Here is a 14472-nt window from a genome sequence, read left to right as displayed (position 1 = left end):
TTCCTCTCAGTCAGTGGGTCGGGTGCTGCGGGTCAGCCCCGCCGCGGTGTAGTAGCCGGTGATGTGTGCGCGCACGAGGGACCGGGCCGTCGTGGCGTCGCCCGCTTCGATGGCGTCGATGATGGCCCGGTGCTCGGCGCGGAGGACGTCAGCCATGGCGCCCCAGTCGTCGATCGCGGCGGCGCCCTGCTGCACATACGACTCGATCGCCGTGCGCAGCCCCGCCATGATCGCCGCGACCACGGTGTTGCCGCTGGACTCGGCGAGTGCGAGGTGCAGCTGTGCGTCGAGCGCGAGGAACTCGGCGGGCGTGAGCGCGTGGGCGTCCATCGCCTCGAGCACTCGGTGCGCGCCGACGAGATCGGGGGCATCCTGACCTGCCAGCGCGGCGGCCACGGCGTCTTCGAGCAGCAGACGGGTCTGCACCACATCCGCGAGCGGGAATCCCTGTGCGGCGACCTGGAGACGCAGCAGCGTCGACATGCCGCCGGTCGGCGTGGCGATCACGATCGCACCGGACTGCGGCCCTGAGCCGGTGGACGTGCGGATCAGGCCCATCACCTCGAGCACGCGCAGAGCCTCGCGAACGCTGGAGCGGCCGACCCCGAGGTCGGCGGCGAGGTCGCGTTCGGAGGCGAGTCGATCGCCGGGGCCGATTCGCCCGTCGAGGAGATCTCGCTCGACGTGCTCGAGCACGAGGCGCCAGGCGCGAGCAGGCTGCTCCGGCATCCACTCTCCTCGTCGTTCGCGTTCGGTGGCGTCAGCAAGGCGCCCTGTGTGGTCTGACCACAGTAGCGCGTGTGGTCAGACCACGCAATCGCCGTCCACAATTCAGCAGGAACACCGCGATCGGGGCCGCATCGGGCCGCGGCGCGTGATTCCGCGAGAGCTCATGCTGAACTGTGGACGGCAGCCCGTCGTCACGGCACACAGAACCAGCGCACAGCATCCACCGGACGCGCTGCGCCGGGTTGTCGAGCGGGCTCTCAGCCCAGGCGCCCGCCGGACTCCTCGAGGTAGCACGCACCGCACAGCGACTCGTACGTGGTGATCTCCGGCGCCGCCGACCCGTCGGCGCCCTCGTCGATGGCGACCTGATCGCCGTCGAAGACGAAGCGCCCGCCGACCACCCGGCCGTTGAAGACGGCCTTGCGCCCGCAGCGGCAGATGGTCTTCAGCTCTTCGAGAGAGTGCGCGATGGCGAGCAGCCGCGCGGAGCCGGGGAACGCGTGGGTGAGGAAGTCGTTGCGGATCCCGTAGGCGATCACCGGGATGCCGTCTTCGATCGCGATGCGGAAGAGATCATCGACCTGCTCAGAGGTGAGGAACTGCGCCTCATCGATCAGAAGGCACGCGACGTCGAGCGCTCCACCTGTGAGGTGCTCACCTTCAGCCGCGCTGCGCACCGCCGTCCGATGCTCGGCGAACAGCGCACGGGCGTCGACATCGGGGGCGATGAGGAAGTCGACCTCTCGGGTGACGCCCAGACGGCTCGCGATCTCGGATGCGCCCTTGGTGTCGATCGCGGGCTTGGCGAGCAGCACGTGCTGACCGCGTTCCTCGTAGTTGTACGCGGCCTGGAGCAGCGAGGTGGACTTGCCCGAGTTCATCGCCCCGTAGCGGAAGTAGAGCTTCGCCACCGGGGAGCTACTCGTTGATGCCGAGAGTGGCCGCTGTCGCCGCGGTGGACTTCGCCGCCAGCTCTGGATCCTTGTTCAGCTGCTCGCCGAACGTGGGGATGAGCTCACGCAGCTCGGACTCCCACCCGGGGTACTCGTTGGGGAAGCACTTCTTGAGCAGATCGAGCATGATCGGCACGGCAGTGGAGGCACCGGGCGACGCACCGAGCAGACCGGCGATCGAGCCGTCGGCAGCCGAGACGACCTCGGTGCCGAACTGCAGGATGCCGCCCTTCTTGGGATCCTTCTTCATGACCTGGGCGCGCTGACCTGCGTCGATGAGGGTCCAGTCCTCGTCCTTCGCGGTCGGCATGAACGTGCGCAGGCTGTCGACCTTCTTCGCATGGTTCTTGAGCAGCTCGCCGACCAGGTAGGTGATGAGGTCGGGGTTCGCGAAGGCGACCCGCAGCATCGGCCACAGGTTGTGCGTGCGCACCTGCGACACGATGTCGAGCATCGAGCCGTTCTTGAGGAACTTGGGGCTGAACGTCGCGAACGGCCCGAACATCAGCGAGGCCTCGCCGTCGACCACGCGCGTGTCGAGGTGCGGCACCGACATGGGCGGTGCTCCGACGGACGCCTGCGAGTAGACCTTGGCCTTGTGCTGGGCGACGATCTTCGGGTTCGAGGTCTTGAGGAACTGCCCGCCGATCGGGAACACGCCGTACCCCTTGATCTCGGGGATGCCCGACCGCTGCAGCAGCTTGAGAGCCCAGCCGCCCGCGCCGACGAACACGAAGCGCGCCTTGATCTGGTTCGGCGTGCGCCCGATGGTCGTGCGGTAGTTGATGAGCCAGGTGCCGTCCTTCTGCTTCTTCAGGCTCTTGACCTCGTGGTTGGTGCGCAGCGTCACACCCGATTCGGTGAGGTGATCGAACAGCTGGTGCGTCAGTGCACCGAAGTCGACGTCGGTTCCCGCGGGCACCCGCGTGGCGGCGAACGGCTCGCCCTTGCGGCGCTGCTGCATCAGCAGCGGTGCCCACTTGTTGATGACGCGCGAATCCTCGCTGTACTCGATGCCGTCGAACAGCGGCTGCTTCTTGAGGACCTCGTAGCGGTCCCTGAGGTACTTGACGTCCTTCTCACCGCGGACGAACGTCATGTGCGGGGTCGCGTTGATGAAGGTCGACGGCGCGTCGAGCACTCCCCTGTCGACCAGCGACGACCAGAACTGGCGGCTCTGCTGGAACTGCTCGTTGATCGAGACGGCCTTGGCCGGGTCGAGCGGAGCACCCTTCTGCTGCGGCATGTAGTTCAGCTCGCAGAGGGCCGCGTGGCCCGTGCCCGCGTTGTTCCAGGGGTTGGACGACTCCTGAGCCACATCGGAGAGTCGCTCGAAGGCGACGATCTTCCAATCCGGCTGCAATTCGTGCAGCAGGGTACCCAGGGTGGCGCTCATGATGCCACCACCGATCAAGACGACATCGACGGTTTCGGTCACCGGAACAGTCTAGTTCGAGGTCACGGCACTGCTGACCACGCGGGCCGACCTGACCAGACCGGTTCCGCATGACGGAGATGCGGTCAGGCTATGACGGCCAGGCGCTCGGCGAGGATCTCGGCGATCTGCACGGCGTTCAGCGCCGCGCCCTTGCGCAGGTTGTCGTTGCTGATGAACAGCACGAGACCCTTGTTCTCGGGTGCGGACTGGTCGGCGCGGATGCGGCCCACGAAGCTCGGGTCCTTGCCCGCGGCCTGCAGCGGGGTGGGCACCTCTTCGAGGACGACGCCGGGCGCTGCGGACAGCACCTCGGTGGCGCGCTCGGGGGTGATGTCTCTCGCGAACTCGACGTTGATCGAGAGGGAGTGGCCCGTGAAGACCGGCACACGCACGCAGGTGCCGGCGACGCGCAGATCGGGAAGCTCGAGGATCTTGCGGCTCTCGTTGCGCAGCTTCTTCTCTTCGTCGGTCTCGTTCTGGCCGTCGTCGACGAGGTTGCCCGCGAACGGGATGACGTCGAAGGCGATCGGGGCGATGTACTTCTCGGGCTCGGGGAAGTCGATGGACGAGCCGTCATGCACGAGACGCAGTGTGTCGCCCTGGGCGAGCACGCCCTCGACCTGGCCGAGGAGTTCCTGCGCACCGGCGAGACCGGAGCCGGAGACGGCCTGGTAGGTCGAGACGATGAGCCGCTCGAGGCCGGCTTCGGCATCCAAGGCCTTCAGCGCCGGCATCGCGGCCATCGTGGTGCAGTTCGGGTTCGCGATGATGCCGCGAGGGCGGTCGTCGATCGCATGCGGGTTGACCTCGCTGACGACGAGCGGAACCTCGGGGTCGTTGCGCCAGGCGCTGGAGTTGTCGACGACGACGGCTCCGGCCTCGGCGAATCGCGGAGCGTACGCACGGCTGGCGGTCGCGCCGGCCGAGAAGAGGGCGATGTCGATGCCCCCGGCATCCGCGGTCTCGACGTCTTCGACGATGACCGTCGCTCCGCCGAACTCGATGGCCGTGCCCGCGGAGCGCGACGACGAGAACAGGCGCAGCTCGCGAATCGGGAAGGATCGCTCGATGAGAATCTCGCGCATCACGGTGCCCACCTGGCCGGTGGCGCCCACGATGGCGACGGAGAGTCCTGAGTCGGAGATGCGGGTCATGATGTTCCTTGGCGTCGTGCAGTGCTGCATGCGAGGCTTCGGGCGCGACGTCGGGGTGCGGATGCCGCGCCTGGCGCCGATGTCAGGGTTTCGGTGAGTCTATCGTGCCGTGCGCCGGTCGAGGACCGTCGAGGCCGCCGACCCGCTGGCCGGCGGCCGTACGACCGGCTGGCTGGCGCGGCACGACCGGCTGGACGATTCCCGCCCGGCGGTCAGTACCCGGGCGGAGCGTCCGCCCAGCGGGGATATCCGCGCCGTCCGTGCTCGATCAGCGGCCGGTGCCGGCGTGGACGGTCGCCTCGGCGTCGCCGTCGAGTCCGTACGCGGTGTGCACGGTGCGGGCGGCCTCGGCCAGGTCTGTGTCTCGGAGCACGACCGAGATGCGGATCTCGGAGGTCGAGATCATCTCGATGTTGATGCCACCGGCCGACAGCGCTTCGAACAGCACCGCCGAGACACCGGAGTGCGTGCGCATGCCGGCGCCCACGACCGACAGCTTGCCGATCTGGTCGTCGTGCACGAGGTTCTGGAAGCCGACCTCGGTCTGCTCTCCCGCGAGCGCCTTGAGCGCCGCGGCCGAGTCAGCCTTGGGAACCGTGAACGAGATGTCGGTGCGGCCGGTGGCCGACACGTTCTGCACGATCATGTCGACGTTCGCGCCCGATCTGGCGACGATCTTGAAGATCTCCGCGGCCTTGCCCGGAACGTCGGGGACGCCCGCGACAGTGATCTTGGCCTGGCCGAAATCGGTGGCGACACCGGCGACGATCGGTTCTTCCATGGCTGCTGCTCCCTCGGCTTCGCGAGGGTTCTTCATGCCCTCGCCCAGAACGTATGTGCCCTCGGACGACGAGAACGTCGAACGGGCGTGAATCAGGACGCCGTGACGGCGTGCGTACTCGACGGCGCGGATGTAGAGCACCTTGGCGCCGTTGGCGGCGAGTTCGAGCATCTCCTCGCTGCCGATGTGGTCGAGCTTCTGCGCCTTCGGGATGACGCGGGGGTCAGCCGTGAAGATTCCGTCGACGTCGCTGTAGATCTCGCAGACATCCGCATCGAGGGCCGCGGCCAGAGCGACGGCCGTCGTGTCGGAGCCGCCACGACCGAGCGTGGTGATGTCGCGGGTGTCGCGGTTGAAGCCCTGGAACCCGGCGACGATGACGATCGCCCCCTCGTCGAGGGCTTCGCGCAGGCGGACGGGCGTGACGTCGACGATGCGCGCCGCGCCATGCTGCGAGTCGGTGATCATTCCGGCCTGGCTGCCGGTGAACGAACGCGCCTCGAAGCCCATCGAGTGGATGGCCATGGCGAGCAGCGCCATCGAGATGCGCTCACCGCTTGAGAGCAGCATGTCGAGCTCACGCGGGGCGGGGATCGGCGCGACCTCGTTGGCGAGATCGAGCAGCTCGTCGGTCGTGTCGCCCATCGCGCTCACGGCGACGACGACGTCGTGCCCCGCTCGTCGCGTGTCCACGATGCGCTTGGCGACGCGCTTGATGCTCTCTGCGTCGGCGACTGAGGAGCCGCCGTACTTCTGCACGATGAGGGCCACGTTCACTCCCTGGGATGTCGGGCGGATCCGCCCACCCTCATTCTACGATCGGCGCATATGCGCTTCGTCGCATGTGACGCTGCGGGCGAAGTCAGGGGTGGGCCGGCACAGCTTCGGACCTCGTGACGTAGAGGTCGGTCTCCGGAGTCACGCCGCGGCGCGTCGGCCACGGCATCCGAAGGCGTGCTCGGCGGCGAAGAGGTCAGGGAGCCGGCGGAAGTGGTGTGACGGCCAGAGCGGGGCCGGCGGATGCCTGCGGGCGGAGGCGTCCGCCCGTGGCGGCGAACCAGCAGCCCACGATGATGAGCGGGAATCCGAGGAGCAGTCCCGGGGTCAGGGGCTCGGCGAGGACGATCGCACCGAGGACGATCGCCACGACCGGGTTGACGTAGGTGAACAGCGGCGCACGAACAGGGCCGACCTCACGAATGAGCGCGAAGAACGCCAGGAAGGCGACAGCGGTGCAGATGACGGCCAGCGCCAGGAGCGCGAAGATCGAGGGAACCGTGGGCACCTCGTGCTGCGTGAGCAGACCGATGGGCAGATAGATCACGCCGATCATGAGCAGGGACAGCGTGATGGTGCCGAGCGAGGGGACGTCGTTCAGCTTGCGCGCGACGATGAAGGGCGCGATCGCATAGAGGATGGCGACCAGCAGCACCTCGCCGGCCGCGAGCAGACTGACCTCGCCGCCGAAGAGTCCTGGGCCGGCGACGACGATCGCGACGCCGATGAAGCCCACGAGAAGACCGATCCCGCGTGCCGGGCGCAGCACGCCCCGGTCTCCTCCGCCCAGGGCGATGAGGGCGGCGAACAGCGGCACGGTGGCGACGAGCAGACCGGTCATGCCGGAGGGCAGGGTCATCTCGGCGTGACCGAGCAGCACGAACGGGCCGGCCATCTCGACGAGCCCGAAGGCGAGGACCCAGGGCCAGTGCTTCCATGCCGCTCTCAGCGCACCGCCTCGGAGAGCGAACGGCAGCAGCAGCAGGGCCGCGATGAGAGTGCGCCCAGCGACGATGGCGGGAGGCGAGAGCGACTCGACCGCGATGCTGATGAACAGGTAGGGCACACCCCACAGCAGCGCCATGGCACCGAAGAGCAGCCAGCCGCGCCGTGTGAAGCCGCCCTGGGTGCTCACAGCACGCGCCGGCCCTCGAATGCGCGGCCGAGGGTGACCTCGTCGGCGTACTCGAGGTCGCCGCCGACCGGAAGGCCGGAGGCGAGGCGGGACACCGTGATCTGCATGGTGGTGAGCAGGCGGCTGAGATAGCTGGCCGTCGCCTCACCCTCGAGGTTGGGGTTGGTCGCGAGGATGACCTCTTGCACCGTGGCATCGGCGAGACGAGTCATCAGCTGCGCGATGCGCAGGTCGTCCGGCCCGATGCCGGCGATCGGGCTGATCGCACCACCGAGCACGTGGTAGAGGCCACGGAACTCACGGGTGCGTTCGATCGCGGCGACGTCCTTCGCGTCTTCGACCACGCAGATGAGGGCGGTATTGCGTCGGGGATCGCGGCAGATCGCACAGCGATCCTGCTCTGAGACGTTGCCGCAGATCTCGCAGAAACGCACCCGCACCCGCACCTCGACGAGAAGCTCGGCGAGCCGCGCGACGTCGAACGTCGGCGTCTGCAGGATGTGGAATGCGATGCGCTGCGCGGACTTGGGGCCGATTCCGGGGAGCCGGCCGAACTCGTCGATCAGCTCCTGGACGATTCCGTCATACATCAGGAGAACCTCGTCGGGGGCTCGTAGGGCTCTTCGCGAACGAACGTCGCGCCGAGCACCTGGCGGATCACGGCCTCGCCGTAGCGCTGGACTCCCCCGGCGGGGGTGCGCTCGGTGATCACCGGGGCTGCTGCGGCCGAAGCCACTCTGCGCGCCGGGGCTGCCTGCACGGGCGTCTGCCCCGCGGATGCGGAGGGAGACGCCGACTGCGCGCGGGCGGCCACCGGTGCGGCCTGCGATGTGGGCGCAGGCTCGTAAGACGGATCGTAGGGCGGCTCGTCGTCGAAATAGGGCGGCTCGTCGTCGAGGGGAGGCGGCGGCTCGTCTCCTCCGGAGGGCCGATCGTCGCCGGGGGTCGTGGGCGTCGCCATCGGCGCCGAGGCAGGAGCGGCCTGCACGGTCGTCGCCGCGGCGGGTGCCGGAACTGCCACCGGCGCGGGCACTGCGACCTCGGATGCCGGGATCGACGCGACCGCCCATTCGGTCACCGGAGCGGCGGACGCACCGTGTGCCTGAGGTGGCGACGTCCGAGCAGCGGGCGTCTCAGCGCGCTGTACGTCAGCAGAAGAAGTCTGCGGAGGCGAGGGCTGAGCGCGCTGTGAACCCGCTGACGCAGGCTCCGATGCGGGCGCGTCATCTGTCGGGCGCGCCGCCGAGGGCGACGAGGGCTGGCGAGGCGCACCACCCGCGGGCATCGGCGCAGGCAGGTACTTGACGCGCACACCGAGTTCCTGCTCGATGGCTCCGCGCAGATGGTCGGACGGACCGGAACCCGGCGTCGTCCCCTTGAACTTCGCCACGTCGTGCTGGCTGGCGAAGCCGAGGGTGAGCACCTCGGTCTCTGTGACGAACGCGAGTGGCTGCACGGCGGTGGCCAGCAGCCACGACGTGCGGCTGACGCTCTCGAGTCGCTTGAGCACGGCCGGCCAGGCGGCGGTGATCTGCTCGAACGCGACAGGCCCCGACGGCGGGGCGGTCTCGGCGGTCGGTGCGGCCGGCGGCGTCGATGTCGCGTCACCCGATGCCGCGGGCTCGGCGTCCGCGTTCTCGACCACCGCGTTCTCGACCACCGCGGTCTCAGCCACGGCGTCCGACCCGACGTCAGCAGACCCGACGTCGGCCGACTCGGCGACGCGCTGGGTCCCGGCAGCGGGCGCACCGGCCGCAGCGGGCTGGACAGCCGCAGCACGGGGAGCGGCAGCGGGCTGAGTCCCCGCAGCAGGAGGAACCGTCGCGCGTGCCGGTGCCGCGGAGGCACTCTGCGCGGACGGGACGGCGGCGGCCGTCTCCGCTCCCCCTCCTGAGGCGAGGACACGAGCGACCATCAGCTCGAGGTGCAGTCGGGGCGACGTGGCGCCCGACATGTCGTCGAGCGCGGCGCTGACGATGTCGGCCGTGCGCGACAGCCGCGCCGATCCGAAGGAGTCCGCCTGGGTGCGCATGCGAGCGAGCTCGTCGTCGGCGATGCCGCGAAGCACGGAGGATGCCCCGGCACCGACCGCGGCGATCACGATGAGGTCACGCAGGCGTTCGAGCAGGTCGTCGACGAAACGACGGGGGTCCTGGCCGGTCTGCACCACACGGTCGATGGCGGGGAACGCCGCGGCCGCGTCGGCGGCGGCGAGCGCGTCGACGATCTCGTCGAGCAGCGCCGCGTGCGTGTAGCCCAGGAGAGCGACCGCGCGCTCGTAGGCGACGGTCACCGTCTCGGAGCCCGCGGGCGAATCGGACCCGGCGATCAGCTGGTCGAGCAGCGAGAGCGTGTCTCGCGGCGAGCCGCCGCCTGCCCGAACCACCAGGGGCAGCACGCCGCGCTCAGCGACCACGCCCTCTTCACCGCACAGCTTCTCGACGTACTCGAGCATCGCGGCCGGCGGCACCAGACGGAACGGGTAGTGGTGCGTGCGCGAGCGGATGGTGCCGAGAACCTTCTCGGGCTCGGTCGTCGCGAAGATGAACTTGACGTGCTCCGGCGGCTCTTCGACGAGCTTCAGGAGAGCGTTGAACCCCTGCGGCGTCACCATGTGCGCCTCGTCGAGGATGAAGATCTTGTAACGGTCGCGGCTGGGAGCGAACGTCGCCCGCTCGCGCAGGTCGCGGGCATCGTCGACGCCGTTGTGGCTGGCCGCATCGATCTCGACGACGTCGAGTGATCCGCCGCCGGCGCGCGACAGCTCGACGCAGCTCGGGCAGGTGCCGCAGGGCACATCGGTCGGCCCCTCCGCGCAGTTGAGGCAGCGGGCGAGGATGCGCGCAGACGTCGTCTTTCCGCATCCACGGGGTCCGGAGAACAGGTAGGCGTGGCCGACACGGTCGCCGCGGAGGGCGGTCATCAGAGGTTCGGTCACCTGGGACTGCCCGATCATCTCGCCGAACGACTCGGGGCGGTAGCGGCGGTAGAGGGCTGTGGTCACCAGAACAGCCTACGGCGTGCCACGGACGTTCCGGCAGCCGGGCGCCGACGATCGTGCGGGTGATCCCCGACGCGCCGCTCAGGCCGTCGACGAGCGGCGAGGAATCAGGAAGACACGGCCTCGAAGACGCCGCCGACGACTTCGACGACCCCACCTGTCGCGTCGACGAGCTCGCCGACCGCGCTCACGAGATGCACGACGCCGCCCACCAGCTCGATCACGTCGATCACGGCCCCCGCCACCTCCATGGCGCCATCGATCCCCTCGGCGACGCGCAGCTCCCGCGACTCGGTCTGCAGCACAGCCGTCCACGAGCGTTCGAGGCCGAAGAGCACCGCATAGGGCAGCAGTCGCTCGTTGAGCAGGAACCTCTGGAGTCGTGCGCTCGAGGCCTCAGCAGAGACATCCGCCCTCAGCTCTGCTCCCCCGGTGGATTGCGAGAACCGCAGCGGCTCCGCCTCGGCGAGGGCGATGTACTCGCGCATCCCGGCGAGATGCGCGCGCATCGGCTGCGCGGCCGGGCGGAATCGGCGCCACGGCCGCGGTGCGACCGCGATGGCGGCGATCGCGACGACCAGACCGGCGATCAGCATCACGTAGAGCGCGGCGCCCGGTTCGCTCACCGCCCAGGCGGCGGCGAGCAGGAGCAGGCAGACCCCGATCACCAGCACGGCAGCGACGCGGATCAGGAACGTGGCCCACCCGCGTCGTCCCCGGGCGATGAGCCCCGCGGACGCGAGTCGCTTCTCCGTCTCGTCGAGGACTCCGCGCACTCGGCGGTGCAGCGCCCGAGCATCCGAGCTGAACCGTCGCACTCGCCCCGGAGTGTGATCCGGACCGAACAGCGCCTCGAGGACGCTGAGCTCCTCGGGCGTGAACGTCGCGCCGTCGACGATCTCCATGCCGACAGGCGCACGCTTTCGCGACCCGCCCGACTCCGCCGCATCTGCATCGACCAGCAGCCGCACCTTGCGGCGCACGGCCAGGTCGATCAGAGCGGCGGCGACCGCCTTCCGATCCGCATTCAGCAGCAGTGCGTCGTACAGCACGGTCGCGCCCTCTGCGGGCGTGAACCGCGCCCCGGGCGACGCCACGCGCTGCGCGGAGCGCGCACGCTCGACCACGGCGAGCACCAGCAGGAGCAGCGCGGGCGCCAGCCCGAACAGCACTGCAGTGATCAGCACCCTCAGTCGATCGATTCGATGATGGGGATCGCGGTCGTGATCACCGGGACGGATGCCGACAGGCGCGTGCCGTCTTCACGAAGAGCGTCCGCGAACTGCCGCAGCGACGGGCGGCCGGGGATCAGCGGTCCCTGGTCCGCGAGCGGCACAACGACCTCGCGATCGGTCGTGGCGATGTACGCGACGTCGCGCACCGTGAACGGCACCGGGTCTCCGCTGTCCACGCGGACGCGCAGCTCGTCCGTCGTGAGCGTGATCTGCAATGCGGACCCCTGCCACTGCAGCGGGTACGACAGCGACGGCCAGTCGGCGGGCAGCCGCGGGTCGAAGCTGAGCTCGCCGGCGTAGTCGCGCATGCCGCCGAAGCCGCACACGAGAGCCGTCCACACGCCACCGGCGGAGGCGACGTGCACGCCGTCTGCCGCGTTGTGGTGCAGGTCGTGCAGGTCGACGAACAGCGACTGGCGGAAGTACTGCAGAGCGAGATCCTGGTAGCCGACCTCGGCGGCGAGGATCGACTGCACGACCGCCGACAGCGTCGAGTCACCGGTGGTCAGCGGGTCGTAGTAGTCGAAGTCCGCCTTCTTCTCCTCCGGCGTGAAGTGATTGCCCTGCAGGAACAGTGCGAGCACGACATCCGCCTGCTTGAGCACCTGGAACCGGTAGATGACGAGCGGGTGGAAGTGCAGCAGCAGCGGGCGCTGCTCCTTCGGCGTGTGGGCCAGATCCCATACCTCGCGCTCGAGGAACAGCGAGTCCTGCGGGTGGATGCCGAGGCGCTCGCTGAACGGGATGAACATCGCGTCGGCGGCGCGCTCCCATCCCTCCGCCTCGCCCTCGGCGAGCCCGGTGCGCTCGATGACCCTGGCGAACTCCTCGCCGTCGGCCTCCTGCGCCTCTCGCACGACCCTCGCCGCGTAGCGCAGGTTATAGCGCGCCATGACGTTCGTGTAGAGGTTGTCGTTGACCACCGTCGTGTACTCGTCGGGCCCCGTCACACCGTGGATGTGGAAGGTCTCGATGCCGTCGTCGTCCTTCGTGTCGGCGACGAGCCGCGAGGTGCGCCAGAAGCCGAGCGTGGCCCACAGGCGAGCCGTCTCGATGGCGATGTCGATGCCCTCACGGCGCAGGAAGTCCTCGTCGCCGGTCGCACGCACGTACTTGCCGAGCGCGAAGCTGACGTCGGCGTTGATGTGGTACTGAGCGGTGCCGGCCGCGTAGTAGGCCGACGCCTCTTCGCCGTTGATCGTGCGCCAGGGGAACAGCGCGCCCGCTTCATTGAGCTGCGCGGCCCTTCGGCGGGCTGCAGGCAGCATGAGCACTCGCGCCCGAAGCGCGTTGCGCGCCCACTGCGGCGACGTGTAGGTGAGGAACGGGAGCACATAGATCTCGGTGTCCCAGAAGTAGTGGCCGCTGTATCCGGATCCCGAGACGCCCTTCGCCGGCACACCCGTTCCGTCGGCGCGCGCCGACGCCTGAGCGAGCTGCAGGAGGCACCAGCGGGTCGCCTGCTGGATGTCGTCGTGCCCGCCGATCTGCACGTCGCTGCGACCCCAGAAGGCGGCGAGCCACTCGGCCTGCCGGTCGAACTGCGCCTGGACGCCCTCGAAGGCGACGCGGTCGAGCGACCGACGGCAGCGATCGACGAGCTCGCGAGCCGGCACGCCCCGGGAGGTGTGGTAGCTGACGAGCTTGGTGACCGTGATGGGCACTCCGGCCTTCGCCTGCACGCGGAACACGTTCTTCGAGATGTCGGCCTCGATCAGCGTGCGCGACGTGTAGTCGTTCTCGGTCTCGATGATGTGATCGGCGACGACGGCGACCGTCATTCCGGAGTCGGCGACGCTGTACGACAGCGCCGAGCGCAATCCGTCCTGCCAGTACTCGCCGGGCTCGAGCACGCGCTCGGCGATCTTCTCGGCCTTGCGCGGATCGAATCCGCCCTTCGCCTGGTTGGGGGTGCCCGCGTAGACGCCGGCGCCGTCCTGGCGGTTGATCATCTGGCAGCTGACGGTGACGGGGGCGTCGGCGTTCTCGACGACGACCTCGAGACGGAGCACGGCGAGGTGTCGCTCCTCGAAGCTGACGATGCGCTCGTCGCGCATGCGCACGCGCTTGCCCGACGGCGTCTCCCACACCACGACGCGCTCGAGCACGCCGGTGCGCATGTCGAGCGTGCGGCGGTATTCGCGCACGTCGGCCTCGTCGAACGAGATCGGCTCGTCGTCGACGTACACGCGCATGACCTTGGCATCCGGTGCGTTGACGATCGTCTGCCCGACCTCGGCGAAGCCGTATGCCTGCTCGGCGTGCCGGATCGGCCAGGTCTCGTGCAGACCGTTGATGAAGGTGCCGTGCTCGTGGGCAGCACGACCCTCGATGTGGTTGCCCCTGAGCCCGAGGTAGCCGTTGCCGACGGCGAACAGGGTCTCGGCCACTCCGTCTTCGGAGTATCGCGTCTCGATGAGTCGCCAGGGGTCGACGGGGAAGCGGTCGCGGTCGATCATGCGGGGTCCTCGTTGTCGGAGCGGGTGTCCTGGTCGGCGGAGTCTGAATCGGAGCGCGCACCCTCGTCGGCGGCGGCGTCGACGAACACGTCGAGATCGCTGACCACGACGGTGGCACCGGCGGCGCGCAGCGCGTCGGCTCCGGTGCCGCGGTCGACGCCGACGACGACCCCGAACCCGGCGGCGGCCGCGGAGGCCGCTCCCGAGGTGGCATCCTCGACGGCGATGCTGCGGGCGGGATCGACGCCCAGCGCGGCGGCACCGGCGCTGAACATGTCGGCGGCGGGCTTCGAGGCGAGGTTGTCGCGTTCTGCGACGACGCCGTCGACCACGACCCGGAAGAACGAGCGGAGGCCGGCGGCGGCGAGCACCTCTTCGGCGTTCTTGGAGCTGGAGACGACGCCGATCGGGATGCCGGCCGCGTGCAGCTTCTCGACGAGCGCCAGCGAGCCGGGGAACGGTGCGATGCCCTCGCCCCGCAGGGACTCGGCGAATGCGGCGTTCTTGCGATTGCCTATGCCGCAGATCGTCTCGGCCTCGGGCGGGTCGTCGACCGCTCCCCAGGGGATCTCGACGTTGCGGCTGCGCAGCAGGCTCGCCACGCCGTCATAGCGCTTCTTGCCGTCGACGTAGTCGAAGTAGTCAGCGTCCGAGTACGCCGGCGTGATCCCCCAGCGTTCGAACGCGTCGTCGAACACGACCTTCCACGCGCGCATGTGCACCTCGGCGGTCGGCGTCAGCACCCCGTCGAGGTCGAACAGGACGCCTTCGGCGCGGAGCGGATCGGGCAGAGCTTCGGGCACAGGAGCC

11 protein-coding genes are annotated in these 14472 nt (G+C 69.3%); all 11 read right to left on the bottom strand.

The genetic code is table 11. The features are described from left to right. Nucleotides 1-6 precede the first annotated feature (6 nt). Nucleotides 7-729, bottom strand: coding sequence for a FadR/GntR family transcriptional regulator (locus OB895_RS16620; protein WP_042539652.1), 723 nt, complete (start codon nt 727-729; stop codon nt 7-9). Between the two features lie 257 nt (nt 730-986). Then, entirely contained in the window at nt 987-1640 is a 654-nt protein-coding gene (locus OB895_RS16615) for a thymidine kinase (RefSeq protein ID WP_079113327.1), read from the bottom strand. 7 nt (nt 1641-1647) lie between these two features. Continuing rightward, entirely contained in the window at nt 1648-3120 is a 1473-nt protein-coding gene (locus OB895_RS16610; RefSeq protein WP_079113328.1) for a malate:quinone oxidoreductase, read from the bottom strand. Nucleotides 3121-3203: 83 nt separating this feature from the next. Then, nucleotides 3204-4274, bottom strand: a complete 1071-nt coding sequence (locus OB895_RS16605; RefSeq protein ID WP_042539645.1) for an aspartate-semialdehyde dehydrogenase — start codon at nt 4272-4274, stop codon at nt 3204-3206. Between the two features lie 268 nt (nt 4275-4542). After that, nucleotides 4543-5826, bottom strand: coding sequence for an aspartate kinase (locus OB895_RS16600; RefSeq protein ID WP_042539694.1), 1284 nt, complete (start codon nt 5824-5826; stop codon nt 4543-4545). A 202-nt stretch (nt 5827-6028) separates the two neighbouring features. Continuing rightward, a complete protein-coding gene (locus tag OB895_RS16595; protein ID WP_079113329.1) occupies nt 6029-6967 on the bottom strand; it encodes a DMT family transporter in 939 nt (312 codons plus the stop codon). Then, entirely contained in the window at nt 6964-7557 is a 594-nt protein-coding gene (gene recR / locus OB895_RS16590) for a recombination mediator RecR (protein ID WP_056373698.1), read from the bottom strand. Before recR ends, OB895_RS16595 begins: the two co-directional genes overlap by 4 nt. Beyond that, entirely contained in the window at nt 7557-9971 is a 2415-nt protein-coding gene (locus OB895_RS16585; protein WP_194285954.1) for a DNA polymerase III subunit gamma and tau, read from the bottom strand. Before OB895_RS16585 ends, recR begins: the two co-directional genes overlap by 1 nt. 104 nt (nt 9972-10075) lie before the next feature. Further along, nucleotides 10076-11155 (bottom strand): DUF2207 family protein, encoded by a 1080-nt coding sequence (locus OB895_RS16580; protein WP_153302236.1) that lies wholly within the window; start codon nt 11153-11155, stop codon nt 10076-10078. Between the two features lie 2 nt (nt 11156-11157). Then, complete coding sequence (locus OB895_RS16575) at nt 11158-13662, bottom strand: glycoside hydrolase family 65 protein (protein WP_079113332.1); 2505 nt, start codon at nt 13660-13662, stop codon at nt 11158-11160. Next, nucleotides 13659-14465, bottom strand: coding sequence for an HAD family hydrolase (locus OB895_RS16570; protein ID WP_079113333.1), 807 nt, complete (start codon nt 14463-14465; stop codon nt 13659-13661). The genes OB895_RS16575 and OB895_RS16570 overlap by 4 nt, the downstream gene beginning before the upstream one ends. Nucleotides 14466-14472 lie beyond the last annotated feature (7 nt).

It is taken from the genome of Microbacterium forte, from assembly GCF_031885415.1.
Taxonomy (GTDB): Bacteria; Actinomycetota; Actinomycetes; order Actinomycetales; family Microbacteriaceae; genus Microbacterium; species Microbacterium forte.
The sequence above is the reverse complement of the archived record's forward strand: the minus strand, read 5'-3'. Positions and strand labels throughout refer to the sequence as shown.

Excerpts from the sequence above, each read along its gene's own strand:
- OB895_RS16575 (WP_079113332.1), bottom strand. The coding sequence starts at position 13,662 with ATGATCGACCGCGACCGCTTCCCCGTCGACCCCTGGCGACTCATCGAG.
- OB895_RS16605 (WP_042539645.1), bottom strand. The coding sequence starts at position 4,274 with ATGACCCGCATCTCCGACTCAGGACTCTCCGTCGCCATCGTGGGCGCC.
- recR (WP_056373698.1), bottom strand. The coding sequence starts at position 7,557 with ATGTATGACGGAATCGTCCAGGAGCTGATCGACGAGTTCGGCCGGCTC.
- OB895_RS16620 (WP_042539652.1), bottom strand. The coding sequence starts at position 729 with ATGCCGGAGCAGCCTGCTCGCGCCTGGCGCCTCGTGCTCGAGCACGTC.